The 18,999-nt window shown below is 41.5% G+C and carries 17 protein-coding genes; 10 read left to right on the plus strand and 7 right to left on the minus strand.

Annotated features, from left to right (window positions below; all coding sequences use genetic code 11):
• Positions 1 to 73: 73 nt before the first annotated feature.
• Together OKW21_RS20685 and OKW21_RS20690 are read right to left on the minus strand one after the other, a co-directional pair.
• Entirely contained in the window at positions 74 to 997 is a 924-nt protein-coding gene (locus OKW21_RS20685) for an endonuclease/exonuclease/phosphatase family protein (RefSeq protein ID WP_277482879.1), read from the minus strand.
• 206 nt (positions 998 to 1,203) lie between these two features.
• Positions 1,204 to 1,725 (minus strand): DinB family protein, encoded by a 522-nt coding sequence (locus OKW21_RS20690; protein ID WP_277482881.1) that lies wholly within the window; start codon positions 1,723 to 1,725, stop codon positions 1,204 to 1,206.
• 405 nt (positions 1,726 to 2,130) lie between these two features.
• Here OKW21_RS20690 and OKW21_RS20695 point away from each other — a divergent pair, with 405 nt between their 5' ends.
• Together OKW21_RS20695 and OKW21_RS20700 are read left to right on the plus strand one after the other, a co-directional pair.
• Positions 2,131 to 2,580, plus strand: coding sequence for an Hsp20/alpha crystallin family protein (locus OKW21_RS20695; RefSeq protein ID WP_338130075.1), 450 nt, complete (start codon positions 2,131 to 2,133; stop codon positions 2,578 to 2,580).
• Positions 2,581 to 2,671: 91 nt separating this feature from the next.
• A complete protein-coding gene (locus tag OKW21_RS20700) occupies positions 2,672 to 2,881 on the plus strand; it encodes a hypothetical protein (RefSeq protein WP_277482885.1) in 210 nt (69 codons plus the stop codon).
• 146 nt (positions 2,882 to 3,027) lie between these two features.
• Here the strand turns inward: OKW21_RS20700 and OKW21_RS20705 are convergent, their stop codons facing one another.
• The gene (locus OKW21_RS20705; protein WP_277482887.1) at positions 3,028 to 3,600 is read right to left on the minus strand and encodes a DUF4136 domain-containing protein; all 573 of its coding nucleotides are present in this window, start codon (positions 3,598 to 3,600) and stop codon (positions 3,028 to 3,030) included.
• Positions 3,601 to 3,943: 343 nt separating this feature from the next.
• Here OKW21_RS20705 and OKW21_RS20710 point away from each other — a divergent pair, with 343 nt between their 5' ends.
• Positions 3,944 to 6,313, plus strand: coding sequence for a TonB-dependent receptor (locus tag OKW21_RS20710; protein WP_277482890.1), 2,370 nt, complete (start codon positions 3,944 to 3,946; stop codon positions 6,311 to 6,313).
• A gap of 2 nt (positions 6,314 to 6,315) precedes the next feature.
• The gene (locus OKW21_RS20715; protein ID WP_277482893.1) at positions 6,316 to 7,512 is read left to right on the plus strand and encodes a PepSY-associated TM helix domain-containing protein; all 1,197 of its coding nucleotides are present in this window, start codon (positions 6,316 to 6,318) and stop codon (positions 7,510 to 7,512) included.
• A 65-nt stretch (positions 7,513 to 7,577) separates the two neighbouring features.
• Here the strand turns inward: OKW21_RS20715 and OKW21_RS20720 are convergent, their stop codons facing one another.
• Both OKW21_RS20720 and OKW21_RS20725 read right to left on the minus strand, forming a co-directional pair.
• A complete protein-coding gene (locus tag OKW21_RS20720; protein ID WP_277482895.1) occupies positions 7,578 to 9,908 on the minus strand; it encodes a WG repeat-containing protein in 2,331 nt (776 codons plus the stop codon).
• A gap of 167 nt (positions 9,909 to 10,075) precedes the next feature.
• On the minus strand, positions 10,076 to 10,531 hold the full coding sequence (locus OKW21_RS20725) for a DUF2383 domain-containing protein (RefSeq protein ID WP_277482898.1): 456 nt from the start codon (positions 10,529 to 10,531) through the stop codon (positions 10,076 to 10,078).
• Positions 10,532 to 11,046: 515 nt separating this feature from the next.
• Here OKW21_RS20725 and OKW21_RS20730 point away from each other — a divergent pair.
• The 6 genes from OKW21_RS20730 (at position 11,047) to OKW21_RS20755 (ending at position 16,784) form a co-directional block, all read left to right on the plus strand.
• Entirely contained in the window at positions 11,047 to 13,137 is a 2,091-nt protein-coding gene (locus OKW21_RS20730; protein WP_277482901.1) for an OmpA family protein, read from the plus strand.
• Positions 13,138 to 13,211: 74 nt separating this feature from the next.
• Positions 13,212 to 13,934, plus strand: a complete 723-nt coding sequence (gene ubiE / locus OKW21_RS20735) for a bifunctional demethylmenaquinone methyltransferase/2-methoxy-6-polyprenyl-1,4-benzoquinol methylase UbiE (protein WP_277482904.1) — start codon at positions 13,212 to 13,214, stop codon at positions 13,932 to 13,934.
• Complete coding sequence (gene porT, locus OKW21_RS20740) at positions 13,883 to 14,629, plus strand: type IX secretion/gliding motility protein PorT/SprT (protein WP_277482907.1); 747 nt, start codon at positions 13,883 to 13,885, stop codon at positions 14,627 to 14,629. The genes ubiE and porT overlap by 52 nt, the downstream gene beginning before the upstream one ends.
• 48 nt (positions 14,630 to 14,677) lie before the next feature.
• Positions 14,678 to 16,153 carry an FAD-binding domain-containing protein gene (locus tag OKW21_RS20745; RefSeq protein ID WP_277482909.1) on the plus strand — a complete coding sequence of 492 codons (1,476 nt, stop codon included), beginning with the start codon at positions 14,678 to 14,680 and terminating at the stop codon, positions 16,151 to 16,153.
• Between the two features lie 12 nt (positions 16,154 to 16,165).
• Positions 16,166 to 16,321 carry a DUF2256 domain-containing protein gene (locus tag OKW21_RS20750; RefSeq protein WP_277482912.1) on the plus strand — a complete coding sequence of 52 codons (156 nt, stop codon included), beginning with the start codon at positions 16,166 to 16,168 and terminating at the stop codon, positions 16,319 to 16,321.
• A 79-nt stretch (positions 16,322 to 16,400) separates the two neighbouring features.
• The gene (locus OKW21_RS20755; protein ID WP_277482914.1) at positions 16,401 to 16,784 is read left to right on the plus strand and encodes a DUF7009 family protein; all 384 of its coding nucleotides are present in this window, start codon (positions 16,401 to 16,403) and stop codon (positions 16,782 to 16,784) included.
• Positions 16,785 to 16,796: 12 nt separating this feature from the next.
• Here OKW21_RS20755 and OKW21_RS32610 read toward each other — a convergent pair whose 3' ends face one another.
• Together OKW21_RS32610 and cobA are read right to left on the minus strand one after the other, a co-directional pair.
• On the minus strand, positions 16,797 to 18,038 hold the full coding sequence (locus tag OKW21_RS32610; RefSeq protein ID WP_338130076.1) for a DUF4202 family protein: 1,242 nt from the start codon (positions 18,036 to 18,038) through the stop codon (positions 16,797 to 16,799).
• Positions 18,022 to 18,783 carry a uroporphyrinogen-III C-methyltransferase gene (cobA, locus tag OKW21_RS20770; RefSeq protein ID WP_277482916.1) on the minus strand — a complete coding sequence of 254 codons (762 nt, stop codon included), beginning with the start codon at positions 18,781 to 18,783 and terminating at the stop codon, positions 18,022 to 18,024. The genes OKW21_RS32610 and cobA overlap by 17 nt, the downstream gene beginning before the upstream one ends.
• Positions 18,784 to 18,999 lie beyond the last annotated feature (216 nt).

Raw genomic sequence — 18,999 nt, forward strand, 5'->3', positions numbered from 1 at the left:
CCGAGATAAGTCCGCGCATAGGATTTTACAAGACTGCCTTCTGCTTAATACCAGGCACGGGGCACCTGTAGTATCACTCCTTCCAATCTATTACTATCTCCAGCGGTAGGTGGTCAGAGCCGATGAAAGGGCCTGTACCTCTTGCTTTCACCTCCACCCCTTCACTCAGCAGCGCATGGTCAATACTGACCGACAGGAAAAACCAGCGGGCATGCCAGCTGGGCAGCAGGCCGAAGCCCTGTCGGCTATCCCGCAGCTTCGTTCCCTCGCTGATCCGCTTAAAATTGGGTGAGAAGCTACTGCAGTTGAGGTCGCCCAGCAGCAGCACTTCCTTTTCGGAGTCTTTTACCAGCTGATTCAGTCGGCTGAACTGCTCATTTCTGGCTTCAAACTGAAAGGCTCCTACCGGAGGTACGGGATGCGTACCGATGATTTGTAGTACCCTGCCCTCGTAACGAACATCACTGACAAGCGTAGGCATGTTAGCCTTGCTCAAGATCAGCACTTCGCTGTTTTCCAAAGGTAGCCTGCTCATCAAAGCTATACCGAAATTGTCTTCCCTGATCTTTTGATGCGTATAGGGGTATGCAGTAAACAGCTCATCAAGGGCTTTGGCCCACCGGGAGTTGAACTCCAGGAAAAGTATGATGTCAAAATCCTCCTCTTCTATGTAGCGGATCACCTCATCATATTGGTGATTAGAGGTCAGCAGGTTGATGGAACAAACTTTTAGCCCCTGCGCAGCAGTCTCCTCCGGTGCGGGGAAGTAAAACGTATAGAGAGAGGTAATGATAAACAGTGACAGTAATGCGTTGATCAGGAAAGCTACTTTCTGCTTACGGATAAAGGCAATGGTTAGCAGCAGGAAGAAGTACAGCAGAAAATACACTCTGAAATGTGTAAAGAGGTCAAGCAGCCAGCTTAAGCTGCCCAGAAAACCCAATCCAAAAGTAAGTACCCCCACAAGAGTAAGGCCACATAAAATGTTCTTCTTCATAAGCAGGTCATACCATATGATCTCGTCTGCAAAGCTAATAAAACCTACTGGTGGTAAAAGCTGAGTTTGTCAGCAAGGCTGTATAAAGTTTGTAGGTTTGCGCAACAAGCTCATCTGATATACAAAAGCAGGATACTAATCAATTAACTCTCCGCCAAAGTTATTGTCTTCATAAGCTTTCCGGTAAGTCCTTCACTGATAGTTTATCAGCTATACTTGAGGCCAAAGTCAAAACGTTCGTGGACCACCCGCCTCAACATGCCTATTTGTCCGCAGTGCCACATGCAATGCTTGATGTTCCAGTCCAGGGCTTCTAACTTGGTTTTGGCAATGGGATGCGGGGTGCGGGTAGGTTCCAGCGGCTGTTCAAGCGCTTGCGGAGAGAGGGCACGAATGATCTCCAGTGACTTTTGTTCCATCAGCATAAGGTGTCCATGAAGCTGTGGTGGTGGCACTTTTCCCCGGGCAGCGGCGGGCGCGGCATTGGTGTAGAGGGCCGCATACTCTCGCAGGGGTATTTTTTCCATAATATCCGACTGGTGACCAGCGATGGTCATGACCGAATGAAAATAAAAACTCATAATCAGGTGCCCTGCCTGCCAGTTTACGGTTGATTCAATAATGTCGGGCATAATATCCCATCTGTCATAGGGAATAGTAGTGATCAGCTGATTGACCCAGTCGTAAGCACCTTCGGTTTGATTGGCCAGGAGTTCTACGGTATTCATAAGATGGCATTTTGGTATTAAGAGGCTGCAAGAAGTGAAATATAGTATGCGCATTATTCTTCCTGCTGCATTGCACTCAAGTTAAGAATTTGTGCGGAGCTAAATGACAGCAGATGTCATACTGTACTGTAATTTTTGCAGTTTACAGGCTTTACCTACGGTGTTTTACAGGTTCATATTCTGACAGTTTGACATTTCTACTGACATATACCCATGCTATATTGTCATATTTTGAATTGGCATCCGATTTGTTTAAAATATGATAGATCATGATCTAAGTTTTATTCTGGTTTAATCACAAATGTTTTAACGCACACAGCAGATGTGTAACAGGCTGTTGCGGCGGATTTGCGAAAGCTTATTTGTTTAATGTTTCACTTTAAAATGAATAAAACCATGACACTAATGAAAAGAAACGGAGAGTTTGTACCTGAGAGGTATTCTCCTTCTGTATCACGATTCTTTGATGACTTTTTTACCCGTGATCTGTTTGACTGGCCTTCTTTCTCTAATACCAACACTACCATCCCTAAGGTAAATGTGCAGGAAAATGACAATGACTTTAGGGTAGAAGTGGCAGCTCCGGGTATGAAGAAGAATGATTTTAAGATAGAGCTGGACAATGACATGCTTACCATCTCTTCTGAGGTGAGTCATGAAGATGAACATGAGGAAAAAGGCAAATACTCCAGAAAAGAATTTAGTTATCAGTCATTCCAACGTTCTTTCCGTTTGCCTGAAACGGTTGAAGCTGACAAAATCAAAGCTAAGTACGAAGATGGTATATTACGGCTGCTTATCCCTAAAAGGGAAGAGGCAAAACGTAAACCAGCCCGTACCATCAATATCTCATAAACGTTTAAACAAACAACCGGGTGGTGTATCCTGCATCAGGATGCGCTACCTAATTTTTATTTATTTATGTGGAAAGAAAATACTATCAATCATGAAAACCTCTTTTCTTGATTACTACAAAATGATCTTGGAAAAGGTAAGCTTTGACCGTCAACTGCTTGCCAAAGAATACCGTAAAGCCCTTAATATGTTGCATACCCATGAAGCCCAACAGCTTGACCAATGGATGAAAGATAAAGGCTTACAAATCAACAGTACCATTAATAATTCCATGTACCAGGCTACAAGGGTCAGGGCTTAAAGAAATGGCAAGCCCTCTCATAAAAGGCTTGCCATTCTTTTTTTGAAACCTAAGCTTTAAGTTCCTTCCTCAATCCTTGTTCTTTATGTTTGCTCCGAATAAGGGCAAAACAATTCGTACAGGAACTTTTCTGCTAAGCCATATTATTAGCGGCCAACACTAGTCTGCCCTGCACGATGTTGGTATTTAGAAAGTATTATTGTCACCGCTTCACTAATTTCCTCCTGTCGGTTCTCAGTATCGGTATCTAATACACCAGAAGCATAGCCCTGCCAAACCAGTTGCTGCTGGTTTTGGTCAATCAGTTCAATCACCACATCACCTTCTTTCTCGCTGTCAGCTGAGCGATAATTATTATAGCCCCAGCCCCAGTAAGAATATGGACCATAAGCATAATTCTGTGTATTTCTTTCTTCCACCAAGACTCTCGCATTTACCAGCAGGTCAGGGTTATTTTCAGAAAGCGTATAACCTTTACCTTCCAGTTCACGCTCAATGGCAGTCTTCAGACGCTTTTTATTCAGCGTATTGTAGAAAAGAGGATTATTTTCACCTTCATTTCCATCATGCTGAAACTCATCTGACCAGTAAAATGTCTCATACTGTCTGAAATCAGCATCTCTGTCATAGTCTGTATTTACCATTAAATTGGGAGTGCACCCTATGAATAGCAAGGCTGCACCTACTGTCATTATTAACTTATATGATATACTTATCATGGTTTCGACTTTTTGAGTTCAATAATATATTTGTGTTCACATCACTACAACAGTGTATGCATGCTGAAAGTTGGGTTTATCAGCTTTTCTTTACATCACAACTAGCTGATAACCAAAACTATACCTCCATATACTGATCTTAATCTAATTTGTCTTTCTTCTCAATTCACAATGCGTACAGCCAACAAGTCTGGCTATACTACTCCTTACAGCAGCTAATAAATACTACTAATAGCTATTATTAATACTACTATTAGTATAAAAATATGCTAAAGGGAGGGATTGATGATAATGCATACAGCTCATAGCTTTGCAGCAATTTAAATTAAGTCTAAATAAATTGATGATACACTCATTTACTCGTTACCTATTACTCATCCTGTGCCTAGGATTCGGCATAACTTCTATTTCATATGATTTGGCTTGCGCACAATCGTCCGGAGCCATAAAAGGGAGTATACAGTCATCGGGAGGTGATCCTTTAGCTAACATTAATGTAGCCCTGCAAGGTAGCAGTCTGGGTACTTCTACGAACAGCGAAGGTCGTTTTACCATTAGTAATGTACCTGCAGGAAATTATACATTGGTAGCATCTTCGGTGGGTTATTCTGCAAAAAAGCAGAATGTTGATGTAAAAAGTGGAGAGACTACTACGCTTAATTTACAACTAAGCGAGTCCGCAATGGAGCTAAATGAAGTACAAGTCAGTGGTCACACAGACTCTTATAAGGTAGACATTCCTTCTCCTACTTTACGCATCAAAACACCCCTGATAGAAGTCCCTCAGAACATACAGGTGGTGAATCGTGAAATGATAGAAGATCAACAGATATTTGATATGCTGGAAGGTGTATCACGCAATGTCAGCGGGGTTACCAGGCTAGAGCATTGGGATAATTACGCACGTCTCAATATGAGAGGTTCGCGTATTGCCCCATTCAGAAACGGTATGAATGTACAGTCCTCTTGGGGGCCTCTGACAGAAGATATGTCTATGGTAGAGCGTATAGAGTTTGTTAAAGGTCCTGCCGGCTTTATGATGGCCAACGGTGAGCCTAGCGGTTTTTATAATGTGGTAACCAAAAAGCCTACGGGTATCACCCAAGGAGAAGCTACTATTACAGTAGGCAGCTTTGACACTTATCGCGCTACTGCTGATCTGGATGGTAAGCTAAGCGAAGACGGAAAGCTACTTTACCGCCTCAACCTGATGGGTCAGGCCAAAGGTTCACATCGTCCTTATGAGTACAACAATCGCTATACTGTAGCTCCGGTACTCAAATACCAGATTGATGAGCGCACATCCATCACCGCAGAATATACTTACCAGTATGCTCAAACCGGCCCTATTGGTTCTGCCTATGTATTCTCTGCCAATGGTTATGCGGACTTACCTTTAGACTTTACTATTGCCGAGCCAAATATGGATCCCTCCACCATCCACGATCATAGTTCATACCTCATCCTGGAGCATCAACTTTCCGAAAACTGGCAGTTGACCGGTCAAGTGGCTTATTTTAACTATGAAGCTAGTGGTAGCTCTTTCTGGATTGCCGGAGTGGATGAAGCAGGAAATATGCAACGTACAGTCAGTATTTGGGATGCTTTGAATACTGGCAAGTTCGGCCAATTTTTTGTTAATGGTGATGTGCAAACCGGAGGCATCAAACACCATATACTGGCGGGCCTGGACCTGGGGTCTAAGCGATATATCGCTGACTGGAATCAAAGTGTTAACCTAAACGGAACAGTACCTTTCAATATTTACGATCCAGTACATTCCGTACCTCTGGATTCTTTACCTCAGTTTGATCGTACCCGCAGCCTGCGACAACGTGCCGGAGCCAATATCCTGAGCCAGTCATATTCCGGGGTTTATATACAGGATGAGCTTCACTTCTGGGAGGAAAAAATACGCCTCACTTTAGCAGGTAGAATTACCTCTACGCAAGACAGTCAATATGGTAGCGGTACTGATGAGACTAAATTTACGCCTAGAGCTGGTGTAAGCATATCCATTGATCCTCAGTCTTCTGTATATGCCCTCTATGATCAGGCTTTTGTTCCGCAGACAGGTGCTGATGTTAATGGTAATGCTTTTGATCCGATTACCGGAAATAATATTGAAGCAGGTTTGAAAAAAGATTGGTTTGATGGGCAGTGGAATTCTACCCTTGCCGTGTACCAGATCACTAAAAATAATGTACTGGTGGCAGACCCTGAAAACATCAACTTTTCTACTCAGTTAGGTCAGACGCAAACCTCAGGGGTAGAGTTAGATGTAAAAGGAGAAATTTTGCCTGGCCTCACCATGATCTGGAATTATGCCTATACCAATTCGGAGATCACTGAAGATACTGAAGAATCAAATATTGGTAATTCAGTTCCTGGTTTTGCCAAGCACCTTACAAATGGTTGGCTGGCTTACCGCTTTAATAATGTACTGGAAGGTTTCGGAATTTCCCTGGGCTACCAATGGCAGCTTGACCGCTCTAGCTGGTCATGGGCAGGCAGCACCGGCCAGGAAGCACTACCAGATTATTTCCGCATGGATGGTTCTATATCCTGGCAAAATGATAATTTCAATGTAGCATTAAATGTCAATAACATACTTGACGAGTATTTATATTCCGGCTCTGCCTACAGCACATATTATTATTGGCAAACTGAACCACCCAGAAACTTCCGCTTATCATTAGGCTATAAATTTTAAATATGACTTTTAAAAAAATCGTCGGAAAGATACATCTCTGGCTCGGATTAGCGTCCGGGCTGGTGGTGTTTATTGTAGCCATCACCGGCTGCCTCATCGCATTTGAGGATGAGATCAAAAGCATTACACGTTCTTTTCGGAGCATTACTCCTCCTGATGCAGAGCAGTCAATGCTATCTCCAACACAGCTTTCAGCCATTGCTAAAACTGCGCTAAAAACCTCAGATGAGCCCAAAGGTTATGTTTACAATGAATCCGATAAAACGACCAGCGTTTGGTTCTGGGGCTTTGAGCCGGAGCATTTTTACACCGTACATGTCAATCCCTACAATGGAAATATCGTAAATATTACTGACGAGGAAGCTGATTTTTTTCATATCATGATCCACGGCCATTACTATCTGTGGCTTCCTCCCAATATCGGGCAACCGGTTGTGGCTTACGGCACACTTATTTTTGCCCTTATGCTCATTAGTGGGTTAATATTATGGTGGCCCAAAAACAAGAAGGCACGCAAGCAGCGCTTCACGATCAAGTGGGATGCCAAATGGCGAAGGCTCAACTATGACCTGCATAATGTGATGGGTTTTTACATACTTTCCGTAGGTCTGGTCCTGGCACTAACGGGTATGGTAATGGGTATGCAGTGGTTTGCCAATACGGTACACATAGCCATGGGAGGCGATGGTGATGGTGTTTATGTTCAACCTCCTTCTGATACTACAGCCATTGTCCAGATGGAAGAGCAGCAGACAGGAATTGACCAGCTCTGGACAAAGTTGCTTCCTCAAAAGCCTGAAGATGGAATTTTATACATCGGTACTCCCCAAGATAAAGAAGGAGCTTACTACACCTATATCAATCATGATGCAGAGTCTTTTCATCAAGTAGATTATAAGCATTATGATCAATATACACTTGAGCCGTTAGATACTACCGGACCCTATGAAGGCAAGTATGAGGATGCAGACCTGGCAGATACCGTACTGCGCATGAATTATGACATTCACCGAGGAGCAATTCTGGGGTTGACCGGTAAGATCATTGCTTTCATCGCTAGCCTGATTATCGCCAGTATGCCAGTAACCGGAGTAATGATTTGGTGGGGTCGCCGAAAAAAAAGCAGGAAATCTTCTCACAAGAAAGGCTTAAAGAAAGCTATCAAAAAGGAGGAAGAGGAGCTTGTTGCCAGTAAATAAATAAGCAAATTTAACTTAAGACAAAAAATACAAAAGCGGCTTAATTGCCGCTTTTTTTGAACCCTTTATTTTCCTGCCGTAGTTGGAGGGAGGTCTATGGATTGCCAGCTTTGTTCTTCTAATACCAGATAAAGTTCATTGTAAGGATCATATCTGATATAATCATATTTAAGTGGGATCGTACTTTTTCCCTGCGTAGTCAACAAGCCATATCGTTCATTTCTGCTAATGATTACATATCCATTACCTAAATCTTCTAAAGAGTCATACTTAGGATAAATTAAGGTGCTGCCGGTATCGCTTACCAAACCCATTTGGGATTCATCATCATCTTCTTCAACCTTTTCAACAATGAAGCGGTTTTTTAGCGAAGGGCGAATTTTATCATATTCATTCGCAACCACAGTTTTTCCTTTCTTATTGACCATTCCATACTTACCTCCTTTTCTTACAACCGCCAGCCCTTCACTGTAGGGATGGGCTTCTTCAAAATGAGGCTGTACTACCAAGTGTTCTGAAAGGTCTATATATCCCCAGCGACCAAGCAGCTTTATGGCTGCCATATTACTTTGAAAACGACTGATTGAATCATAGCGATTGGCGATACGCAAACGTCCCAGTGTATCTACAAACCCAAATTTGTCATCTATCTTTACACCAAGGTAATGGTTACTCATTGCGTAGAGTTCCTGGAAATTATTGTCCAGGTCTACCAGTATTTCTCCATCCCTATTCATGATTCCGTAATGTCCGTCCTTCTGGAAAGTATAAATTGTTCCTTCCTGAAGTGCCGATATTGTATCATATTTAGTATCGAGCAATCTTTCGCCATCGTAGGTAATCAATCCGTATTTACCTTGCTCATTTTTTTCCCAGACTGTATGCCCATTGTTAATGAGTGCGTAATTGCTTACATAAATTTCATGTCCACCATTATCAACCAAGCCGTATTTGGCCGCTTCATAGCGATGCGCTTTGGTGCTGAAAACATAGAGGTCATCATGAATCCTTTCCAGGTTAAGGCTTGCCCCTTTATACTTAAACGGCTTAACGGTCCACTGCCCATAAGTATCAATAATACCCTGTCCATCTATAAAGTCTACACTGGCCCTTCCCTGACGAAAAGGTGAAACGGACAAATACTGACAAGGAATTACTTCCTCTCCTTTACGATCAATATACCCCCAATGATTTTTTCTTTTTACCGGAAAAAACCCTTCACTTTCTGGTTTAATATCCTGATAAACATAGCTTGTCAGTTGCTCACCATGGCTGTCAAACATAGACCAACTATATGAATCCTGGCCTACCTTCTGCGCTGCCAGCATATAATCTTCCTGCACGTATAGGGTGTCATAAATCGTGTCAAGAATAATTTCATTTTCTTCTGACTTAAGACTCTTCATGGCTCCATAACTGTTTCCTTTTTTAAGGATAGCGAAACCATGCAGCAGAGTGTCTATCTTCCAATTTTCTGATAGAATGAGTTCCCCTTCCTGATTGACAAAAGAATAAACATCTCCGATCTTAATCTGGTAAAGATTAACACCGGCAGGCCTCATATCTTCAAAAGTATAGGTACGAAGCTTTTTGTTATCTCCGGTGTAAGCATGCCATTTGCTGAAGGGCAGCGCAGAAACTTCTCCCTTATCACTGATTCTAACTTTTTGATACTCTATAGGCAAAATGATATGCCCATCTTCTCTTATTACTCCCTGCTTTCCGTTTTCGTAAACTTTAGCTAAATGATGCAGGTCAAATGGAGTAATGCTATCATAACGAAAAGTAGTGAGTGGATTACCTTCGGAAGTATATACTGCAAGCTTGTTTTGCTGGTCGTATACTGCGTAAGTTTTTTTAGATAGGCCTGTAATTTTGCTGTATTGGAAACCAATGACTGCCTGTCCATCTTCATCAATCACTCCGTAAGAAGGCATGTGATTGTTCATGGTTGCGGCTATCAGTTGCTCATGGTTGGCTTCAAGGGAATAATAACGAAAGCCAAGCTCCTGTTCTCCTTTGGTATTGATAAGTCCGTAAACATGCTTATGCCCCATCTCTGTACCTTTTGAAGCAATTATCAACTTATCATAAAAAGGTGACAAACTATGAAACATAGCATCTGTCACCTTTTTGTTTTTCATATCAATAAGTCCCCACTTACTTTTCTCCCGATATCCTATTACTTTATTGTATACTTTGGGGAGACTACCAACCCATCCTAAATCTTCATATTCAATAGGAATTATTGTTTTTCCCTCTTCGTCAAACAGTCCTTTTAGCTCGTTCTTTTCTACGATCGTAAAACGTAATTCATCGTTTTCAGGCGCATAATCAGCGAAAGTATTCAATGAAATCGAAAGGGTAAAAAGAGCGAGAGCTATTCTCTTTATCATAAATTAACTCCGTATGGCTTATTGATGTAAAATGTAATTTGCTGAATAGTGAATGATACAAATTTTTCACCAATTTTTAAAAAAAAGCCATCCGAAGAAAGAGTTTTAGCCCAAATATTATGACTGCACGTAAGTTGGTTGAAGTTTTTGCTAAAAACTTCTTATAATCAGTCACTGGCATATTGTTTTTCAAGTGAGCTTACCTCTGCGGATAAGCTTTTGGCATAGTCACGCTGACCTCTTATTTTTTCTTTGATCCTACCCTCTATATCATTGCTTTCTACTGCCTCATCGTAAAGAACAACTGCTTTTTCCTCAGCCTTCAAACAGTTTTTGAGCATTGCTGATTCATTTCTTCTTACAATGATAGAAGCAAAGTCAGACCAGAAGTTATCTGTACTTATGTTCAAGGAGCTTTTTTTAGATACATTACTTCCCATTTGACTAAGCTCATTCTTTAACTCTTCAGCGAATTTTTCATGAGAAACTGCGGCTTTTTCAAAAAATAAAGTAAGGGGCCTGTTGTGTACATTCTTTGAAGCATTACGGTAGGTTTCACTCGCTTTAAGTGTTCTTCCGTATATTTTTTCTAAAAGTTTAATATTGTCCTGATTTGTTGTCATACTATTATTAGTTTAAAAAACATTACTTTTTCATAACAAGTAAAAAATCATTTTGTGAGATAAAATATCTATTCAAACACTTTTTACGTGGATCTCGCATAAGATTTGTAACAGGCTTTGGCAAAGGAGTTATCAGTAGCAGTCTTAAAGATAAAAAAAACTAAGAAGTGGGTGTTTTTTTGAAAGTATTCTTCCAAACAGCTGTGTTTCAGATGATGTTGCCCTATTTCATTACGAATATCTACATTTCTATAACCTATTTTATTTCAATCGTTTAAGTGAATTTGCCACAACAATAATTATATAGTTATATAAAATAAAAAAATGATCATAATAAATTTATACTTTTCGCTGCACTGCTCTTTTTTAAATCCTTTTTCTTCCCATTAATATTACGTTGTAAAACATTGACATTTCATGGTAATGGAATCAATTCTAAATTGCCGACACTTATTTATCGGAATTTCAGACGTTTATCAATTAACGTATTTAATACGCATAGTTTTGAAAACTTTATGGTAAGAAAAACGCCATATACACTGATTATTTTTCTGCTGATATGCATCTCCTGGGATGCTTTTGGACAGGATAATAAAGAACTTGCCCGCCAACAGGTAGAAATTGGTGATGAAATTTACTACGAGCAGAAGGCCCCTGAAGTAGCTAAAGAATTCTACATACTGGCAGCACAAGCTGATCCTGATAATATCAAGGCCAATTATATGGCCGCCAAAACCATCACTGAGACGATCAATAAAGGTCAGGCCACACCTTACTATCTTCGTGTATATGAGCTTGACCCTGACTACCGTTTTGACCTTCTCTATTCTATTGGTAGAGCTTATCAGTATGGTTTGGAATTTGAGAAAGCGTTTGAGTTTTATAATCACTATCTGGCCAAGCTAGCTAAGGATACTGAGTACCGCGGGGAAGATAAAATACCTCAGAGCCAGGTAAAAAGACGTATTTATGAGTGTGAAAACGGAATGGAGTTCGTTGCCAATGCCCGTAACTTTACGATCACCAATATCGGTAGCGAAATTAACTCCAATAGCCTGGATTATGCTCCGGTAATTAATGCGGACGAAACGATAATGATCTTTACCTCTCGTCGTAAGGAAGGGAACCTGAACGAAAACGTATATGATGATAACTTTGGCTACGAAGATATCTTTATCTCCCGTAAAGTAGATGGAAAGTGGATGCCTGCCGAAAACATAGGTGAAACTGTTAACACGCTCTATTTTGAGTCCAATCTCTCCTTATCCGCCGATGGGCAGCAGCTTTATATTTACCGTGACGAAAATAATGGGGATATTTATGTTTCTGACCGTAAAAGTGATGGCAACTGGTCACAACCGGTACCACTAAGCGACAACATAAACTCCAGCTATTCTGAAAACTCAGTCTCAATTTCCCCTGACGGACAAACCATCTATTTTTCCAGTAACAGACCGGGAGGTTACGGAGGGCTGGATCTCTACAAATGTGAAAAAGACCGCCGGGGAGAGTGGGGTAAAGTAACGAACCTGGGGGACAAGATTAATACTCCTTTTGATGAAGATGGGGTGTTTATTGATTATGACAATACCACGCTTTACTTCAGCAGTAGAGGCCGTAAAGGCATGGGAGGCTATGATATTTTTAAGTCTGAGCGTGATGCAGAAGCGGAAACTGAAACCTGGACAGAACCCGTTAACTTAGGGCATCCTATTAATACCCCTGATGATGACATCTTTTTTGTAAGTACCAAGGATGGTATGCGGGGTTATTACGCTACTGTACGTAATGATGGAGTTGGCTATCTCGATATATACATGGTAGAAATTCCTGACTTAGATGCTGATCAGGAAAAGTTAGGCAAACAGAAAAGCAATCAGATCGCTGAAAATAATCAGAATCAGAACAACAAAAAACTCAACAAAGTACAAGATAATACTCCTGGTCCTTCCTTACAGGCAGTACAATTGCTACTCAAAGTAGAAGATGCTGCTACGCAGGAAGCTATCGCTGCAAGTGTGAGCATTAAAGAAATGCAAAGTGGCGAATCTATACCGGGACAAAGCGTTGCAGAAGGTATTTATCGCTTTGATATTCTTAGTGAAGAAGATGCCAACTATGTGTTAGCCGTAGAAAAAGGTGGGTATGTATACAAAAGTCTTAGAGTAGGCATTCCTGCAGCAACCCAAGAAGTCCAGGAGTTCAGAAAAAAAGTAACGCTGGATAGGATTTCATCTGACTACAAAATGATCCTGAACTTCGTTTATTTTGATTTCAACAGTGCCAGTCTAAAAGAAGAATCTTTTGATGAATTGAACCGCCTGAAGCAATTTATGATGAGCAATGCCGGTACCAGTATAGAAATCGCCGGGCATACTGATGCTGTAGGGCCCCGCGCTTATAATAAAGATTTGTCTCAGCAACGCGCACAAGCGATTGTTGACTTCCTGATCAATGAAGGAATAGAGGCAGGCAGATTAATTGCACAGGGCTACGGAGAAGAAGACCCACTTGCTTCTAATGATGATGAGGTAGAAGGCCGTGAGCTCAACCGCCGGGTTGAGATGCGAATACTCAGTACCAGTCAGATCAGTAGAAAAGACTAACTTCGATTTTCGTTCCGTAACAAATTTGATTTTTGCTGTGTTGGATACTTGGAAAAACTTTACCTTTGTCCGCCATGGCAGTAGTCCCCTACAAAGATCAAAAAAACAGTAAAAAAGAACAGGTAGCTACGATGTTCAACAACATCAGTAAACGCTACGACTTGTTGAACCACCTTCTCAGCCTGGGTATTGATATCATCTGGCGAAAAAAAGCCATCAAACAGCTCAAGGCAGAACGCCCCCAACTCATTCTGGATATGGCTACCGGCACTGCCGACTTCGCTATTGAATCTCTCTCGCTGAATCCTGAGAAAGTTATCGGTGTGGATATTTCAGAAGGAATGCTGGAGGTAGGCCGCAAAAAGCTCAAGAAGATGAAGCTGGACCATAAAATTGAGCTGAAGTTGGGCGACTCAGAAAGAATACCTTTTGATGATAATATATTTGATGCCATCATCGTTGCTTTTGGTGTACGGAACTTTGAAAACCTGGAAAAAGGATTATCTGATATGTTCAGAGTGCTTAAGCCGGGTGGTAAGGTAGTGGTACTGGAATTTTCCAAGCCAACAAAGTTTCCGCTTAAGCAATTGTATAATTTTTACTTTAAAGTGATACTGCCGGTAATAGGCCGGTTGATTTCTAAAGATCAGTCAGCATACACCTATCTACCTGAATCTGTACAGTCCTTTCCCGATGGAAAAGCGTTCTTAGAAGTACTCAAGAAGGTAGGTTACCAGAAAACAACATGCAAGACACTTACATTTGGCATCAGCTCAATATACACTGGCAAAAAGTAGTAATTTGCTGCTTTTTGCTCTCTACTTTATTCCTATCTGAGGCCCACGCCCAGCTCACCAAGTCGGAGAATCTTCCTAACTATGATAATCGCTGGCTTCACTATGGCTTCTCCATTGGTATGCACACTTCCAGTTATAGGGTGCAGTACAATGATAACTTCACCTCATCCGCTTTTGACTCGCTCCATTCTATTATGCCTTCCAATGCATTTGGCTTTTCTTTAGGATTAATTGCAAACGTGCGATTGGCAGAATTTCTGGATCTGCGCGTGACCCCAGAAGTAGTTTTCTATGAAAACAGACTGGATTACAATTATCTCCGAGCCGGGCAAAGTGTGGTAGATGAACAAATTGTAGAAACTACTTTTGTAGAATTTCCAATCTTATTCAAATATAAATCAATGCGTCGGGGTAATACCCGGATGTATCTTATCGGAGGAGTAGAACCAGGTATAGAGGCTACCGGTAAAAAGAAAGACCAGAATGACGAAGACAGATTACTGGTCAGCGGCACCAATCTATCAGTGCAGGTTGGTTTTGGTCTGGATGTCTATTTTCCACTTTTCAAATTTGCCCCTGAGGTTCGTTTTTCACGAGGCTTATTGAATATGAAAAATGATACCGAAAATGCCTATGGTGCGCCTATTCAACAACTTACTACCAATACGGTGACGCTCTATCTTCTTTTTGAGTAATTAGTAATCTAGCTTGAACATTTTATTTTCTTCCTCAGTTTTTCCCGTGTGAAAAACCAAGGAATTAACGTCGTATGGTTCAAGAGAGACCTCAGGCTTACAGATCATGCGCCCTTACATCATGCTATCAAGAGCAAAAGGCCAACTTTACTACTTTTTTTCTTTGAGCCTTCACTATTAAATGCCCCTGAAAGTAGTAACAGACACTGGCGTTTTTTATTGGAATCTGTGCGTGAGATGCAAGCCAAACTTAATGAGCATCAGACACAATTATATATTTTCCATCATGAAGTGCTTGATGTTCTCAAAGCTATTCACGCTTCTCATCCTATCGTAAATATATATTCTTATCAGGAAACAGGCTTACAAATCACTTTTGAAAGAGATAAAGCAGTAGCAGAATTTTGTAAGGCATCTGACATACAATGGTATGAGTATGAAAATAATGCGGTGGTTCGTGGTCTCAAAAATCGTGATGGATGGAGCGGACACTGGGAGCAGTTTATGCAAAGCCAGCTGGATGAAGTCACATTAAAAAAAATAATACCCTTTCATCTTTCCCAGGCTTTTTATCAAGCCCACCGCGGAAGTGACCTTTCCCATGATATCAATAATCCTGACCGTAATTTCCAGCCGGGAGGAAGTGAGTTTGCATTCAAATATCTGGTTTCTTTTCTAAAGGAGAGGGTAATAGACTACAATAAATACATTTCTAAGCCACATCTGAGCAGGAAGAGTTGTAGCCGCCTTTCTCCCTATATTGCCTGGGGAAACATATCAGTCAGACAGGTTTATCAAACGGCAGAAGCCTTTAAGCAGTGGGTTCCACATAAAAAACAGGTTAATAATTTTATCTCACGACTCCGCTGGCAAGGGCATTTTATCCAGAAGTTTGAGATGGAATGCGATATTGAGTTTGACAACTTTAACCGGGGCTTTGATGGCACTCGTACCCAATGGAATGAAGCTTATTTTAAGGCCTGGAAAAACGGTATGACCGGCTACCCCATGGTAGATGCTGCGATGCGCTGTGTAAATACTACCGGCTACCTTAATTTCAGGATGAGGGCGATGCTGGTATCTTTTCTCACCCATCACCTTTGGCTGCCCTGGAAAGCCGGGGCTACATATCTGGCAAAACAGTTTCTGGACTTTGAGCCGGGAATTCATTACCCACAATTTCATATGCAGGCCGGAACCACGGGCATCCATACTATCCGTATATACAATCCGGTTAAGCAATCCCTTACTCATGATAAGGAAGCGGAATTCATCAGGATGTGGATACCAGAAATTGCTCATCTTCCCCTTGCTTTCATTCATCAACCCTGGAAAATGACGCCTATTGAGCAGGGAATGTATAATTTTAGGTTAGGTGCGGATTATCCTTTACCTATCGTAGATCTGAAAGAAAGCGGAAAATTTGCACGAGATCAGCTGTGGCAGTTGCAGGACAAGGAAGGGGTCAAAAGAGAGGCGAATAGAATTTTGGCAAAACACACCAGCAGAAGTGGGGTTATTTAACTGTTTAATGTCATGAAACTACGCAAAAAAAGAGACCTGCCCACCAAAATTTGCCCTATATGTGGTAATCCTTTCAGCTGGCGTAAGAAATGGGAAAAGCATTGGGATGAAATCGTTTACTGCAGTGAACGCTGCCGCAGGAATAAGAACCGGTCTAAAGTGGTATAATTTAATGCTGTAAGCTTTTTCTTCCATTGTGCTATTCTGTAGATTTATATTTTGAAACACTGTTTTACCTATCAATCTCATGAAACTCAGAATCAAAGGAAATAGCATACGATTACGCCTCACACAGTCTGAAGTAGAGGACATTATAAAGGGGAAAGCGGTAAAAGAAACAGTCTCCTTTGGTGATGTATCCCCCTCATTTCATTATGTACTAGAATCTGATTCCGCTTCAAAAGCCGTATCAGCACATTATACTGAACATACCATTTGCATTCAGCTCCCTGAAGCTGAAGCTAACAGTTGGGCAACTACTGAGCAGGTAGGCATTGAAAGGGAGATTCCTCTGCAAAAAGATGAATCTTTGTATGTGCTGATAGAAAAAGATTTTCAGTGCCTGCACCAGCGTCCACGCGAAGATGAACAGGACAATTTTCCTAACCCAGCTGCCGAAAGCAAAGCTTAGTACACCCTTTTATTATGCCTTAGCCAGTGCCTTCTCTATCATTTTTCCCTCTTCTTCGGAAAGGGCTAACTTTTTGGCTGCTCTATGTCCTTCTTCCGACATCTTTTTCCAGGTCTTGGCTACAATGTCTACAATTTTTTCTTCAGGATGCTGCCTGGCAAAATCCCCAAAATAGTACTGAAGAAACACCAGACAAATCACATCTTCCAGGATTTGTGTCTCAGGATCACTTTTCAGCTTTTGTTTCTTTAACAGAAAGGCTACGCGCTCAATCGTTTTTTGATCATAGCCATGCGCAGCCATGATTTCACCTGCTTTTTTAGCGTGAAATATCTTGAGCTGAGTACGCCATTTCAAATAACCTTTTCTGTCCATCGGATATGTGTCTCGAGGAATTTCCCAGCGCCTGATATGTTGACAGCGGGCAGCCAGTTGTAGTTCTTCTGAGGCATTGGGAAAGAATACTGCCAGGGTATTACTCATCCGCTGTCCGTAGACAAGCTCTTTAGGCACATTTCTACCATCCACAATCTCGTGATGAGGATCTTCGGCATTTGCCTGATCGAAAACGGTAATGGTTTTTTCAAAGCGGGCTTTATCTTCAATCGTGTCCCCGGCTTTCTTTTCTTTCCCCAGCCAGTCAGAAGTGACCTCGTTTAGTTTCTGCACCTTGTATTCAAAATCTCCTTTGAGCTGATCACGTACTTCTTTAAGATTGTCCAGGAGTAACTGCACATCATCAGGAATTGCTTCTTCCAGGTACTCCCGAATACGTTTGGTCAAGGTAGGCGACTTGCCATTGCTGGAAACCGCTATCTTCAGATCACCTTTTTTCACTACTGAACTCAGGTAAAAATCGCAGAGGTCAGGCGTATCCGCCACATTGGTCATGATATGTTTACGACGGGTCATCTTCTTGATTTTCTCATGCAGTTTCCGGTCGTTGGTTGCCAGAAATACCAGGTCTTTGTCCCTCAGGTCTTTTCTTTTGAATTTTCTTTCAATAATTTTAATATGAGGATACTTCTTTGCCAGCTTGTAAATGTCTTCTTGCAAAATTTCTTTGCCTACTAAGGTAATATGTGTTTCAGGGCTATTTTTCACCAGAGCCTGAAGTTTCTCCAAGCCTACATATCCTCCTCCCACCACCAGTACTTCCAGTTCGTGCAGTTTAAAAAATACAGGAAACAAAACGTTCCCTTCCGTTTCTTTCTTGTTGAGCGCCATGCTTTCAAAATTAGTTTGGATACGCAAGCGAAGTTACACTTTGCCGAATGGATAGCAAGTGTTTTTCAACTACAGCTCCAATCACAATGATCGCCGGTGAAGAAATTTGTTTCTCTTCTACCCCGGTCATGATGTTTTTCAGTTTTCCTACCGCTATTTTTTCATTTACACAGGTGCCATTCTGGATTACTGCTATCGGTTCTTCCATGCCTCGCTGTTCTCCAAAAAGTTTGATGATATGCCGGAGCCTTTTCTTGCCCATCAGAATTACGATAGTGGCGGACGACTGCGCTGCCAGATGTATATCTTCGGAGAGGGTTCCGGCGCGAGTAGTCCCGGTCATCACCCAGAAACTTTCATTGATTCCTCTATGTGTGAGCGGAATATTCTGCATAGCCGGCACAGCCATGGCACTACTGATGCCGGGAACAATCTCTACCTCCAGACCATGCTTAAGCGCATACTCTTTTTCCTCCTGCCCTCTTCCAAATACAAAAGGATCACCTCCTTTGAGGCGTACTACATTTCCATGCCTGCGAGCATAACGTACTATCATACGGTTGATTTCATGCTGCTGTAGGTGATGACGTCCTGCTCTTTTTCCCACAAATATTTTCAATGCGTCTTCTTTACAGTATTTGAGCAAAGCGGGATTTGCCAGTGCATCATAGAGGATCACATCCGCGCTTTCCAGCGCCAATATTCCTTTTAGGGTAATCAGCATCTCATCCCCCGGACCGGCTCCTACCAAAGTGAGTTTTGATTTCAACATATCGTGTCAGTTTTAGACGTATTTGTACGGTGTAACAAAAGAATATTCTACGTACCAGTAAAATAATTTTGAAATAAATTTACGTAAATTTACGTAATTAAGAAATTATTTCTTTACTTCGTGATTAAAGGCTGGCCAGCTACGAAAAAATACTGCTTCATAGCTTATTTCTATATACCAACGAGATAAGCTTCATGGATTGAATACAAATAGCTA

Origin of the sequence: Catalinimonas alkaloidigena, assembly GCF_029504655.1 — a bacterium.
GTDB lineage: Bacteria > Bacteroidota > Bacteroidia > Cytophagales > Cyclobacteriaceae > Catalinimonas > Catalinimonas alkaloidigena.

Bases quoted from the DNA above. Each gene is read 5' to 3' on its own strand.
- OKW21_RS20685 (WP_277482879.1), bottom strand. From the start codon at position 997: ATGAAGAAGAACATTTTATGTGGCCTTACTCTTGTGGGGGTACTTACT.
- OKW21_RS20690 (WP_277482881.1), bottom strand. From the start codon at position 1,725: ATGAATACCGTAGAACTCCTGGCCAATCAAACCGAAGGTGCTTACGAC.
- OKW21_RS20695 (WP_338130075.1), top strand. From the start codon at position 2,131: ATGAAAAGAAACGGAGAGTTTGTACCTGAGAGGTATTCTCCTTCTGTA.
- OKW21_RS20700 (WP_277482885.1), top strand. From the start codon at position 2,672: ATGAAAACCTCTTTTCTTGATTACTACAAAATGATCTTGGAAAAGGTA.
- OKW21_RS20705 (WP_277482887.1), bottom strand. From the start codon at position 3,600: ATGATAAGTATATCATATAAGTTAATAATGACAGTAGGTGCAGCCTTG.
- OKW21_RS20710 (WP_277482890.1), top strand. From the start codon at position 3,944: ATGATACACTCATTTACTCGTTACCTATTACTCATCCTGTGCCTAGGA.
- OKW21_RS20715 (WP_277482893.1), top strand. From the start codon at position 6,316: ATGACTTTTAAAAAAATCGTCGGAAAGATACATCTCTGGCTCGGATTA.
- OKW21_RS20720 (WP_277482895.1), bottom strand. From the start codon at position 9,908: ATGATAAAGAGAATAGCTCTCGCTCTTTTTACCCTTTCGATTTCATTG.
- OKW21_RS20725 (WP_277482898.1), bottom strand. From the start codon at position 10,531: ATGACAACAAATCAGGACAATATTAAACTTTTAGAAAAAATATACGGA.
- OKW21_RS20730 (WP_277482901.1), top strand. From the start codon at position 11,047: ATGGTAAGAAAAACGCCATATACACTGATTATTTTTCTGCTGATATGC.
- ubiE (WP_277482904.1), top strand. From the start codon at position 13,212: ATGGCAGTAGTCCCCTACAAAGATCAAAAAAACAGTAAAAAAGAACAG.
- porT (WP_277482907.1), top strand. From the start codon at position 13,883: ATGCAAGACACTTACATTTGGCATCAGCTCAATATACACTGGCAAAAA.
- OKW21_RS20750 (WP_277482912.1), top strand. From the start codon at position 16,166: ATGAAACTACGCAAAAAAAGAGACCTGCCCACCAAAATTTGCCCTATA.
- OKW21_RS20755 (WP_277482914.1), top strand. From the start codon at position 16,401: ATGAAACTCAGAATCAAAGGAAATAGCATACGATTACGCCTCACACAG.
- cobA (WP_277482916.1), bottom strand. From the start codon at position 18,783: ATGTTGAAATCAAAACTCACTTTGGTAGGAGCCGGTCCGGGGGATGAG.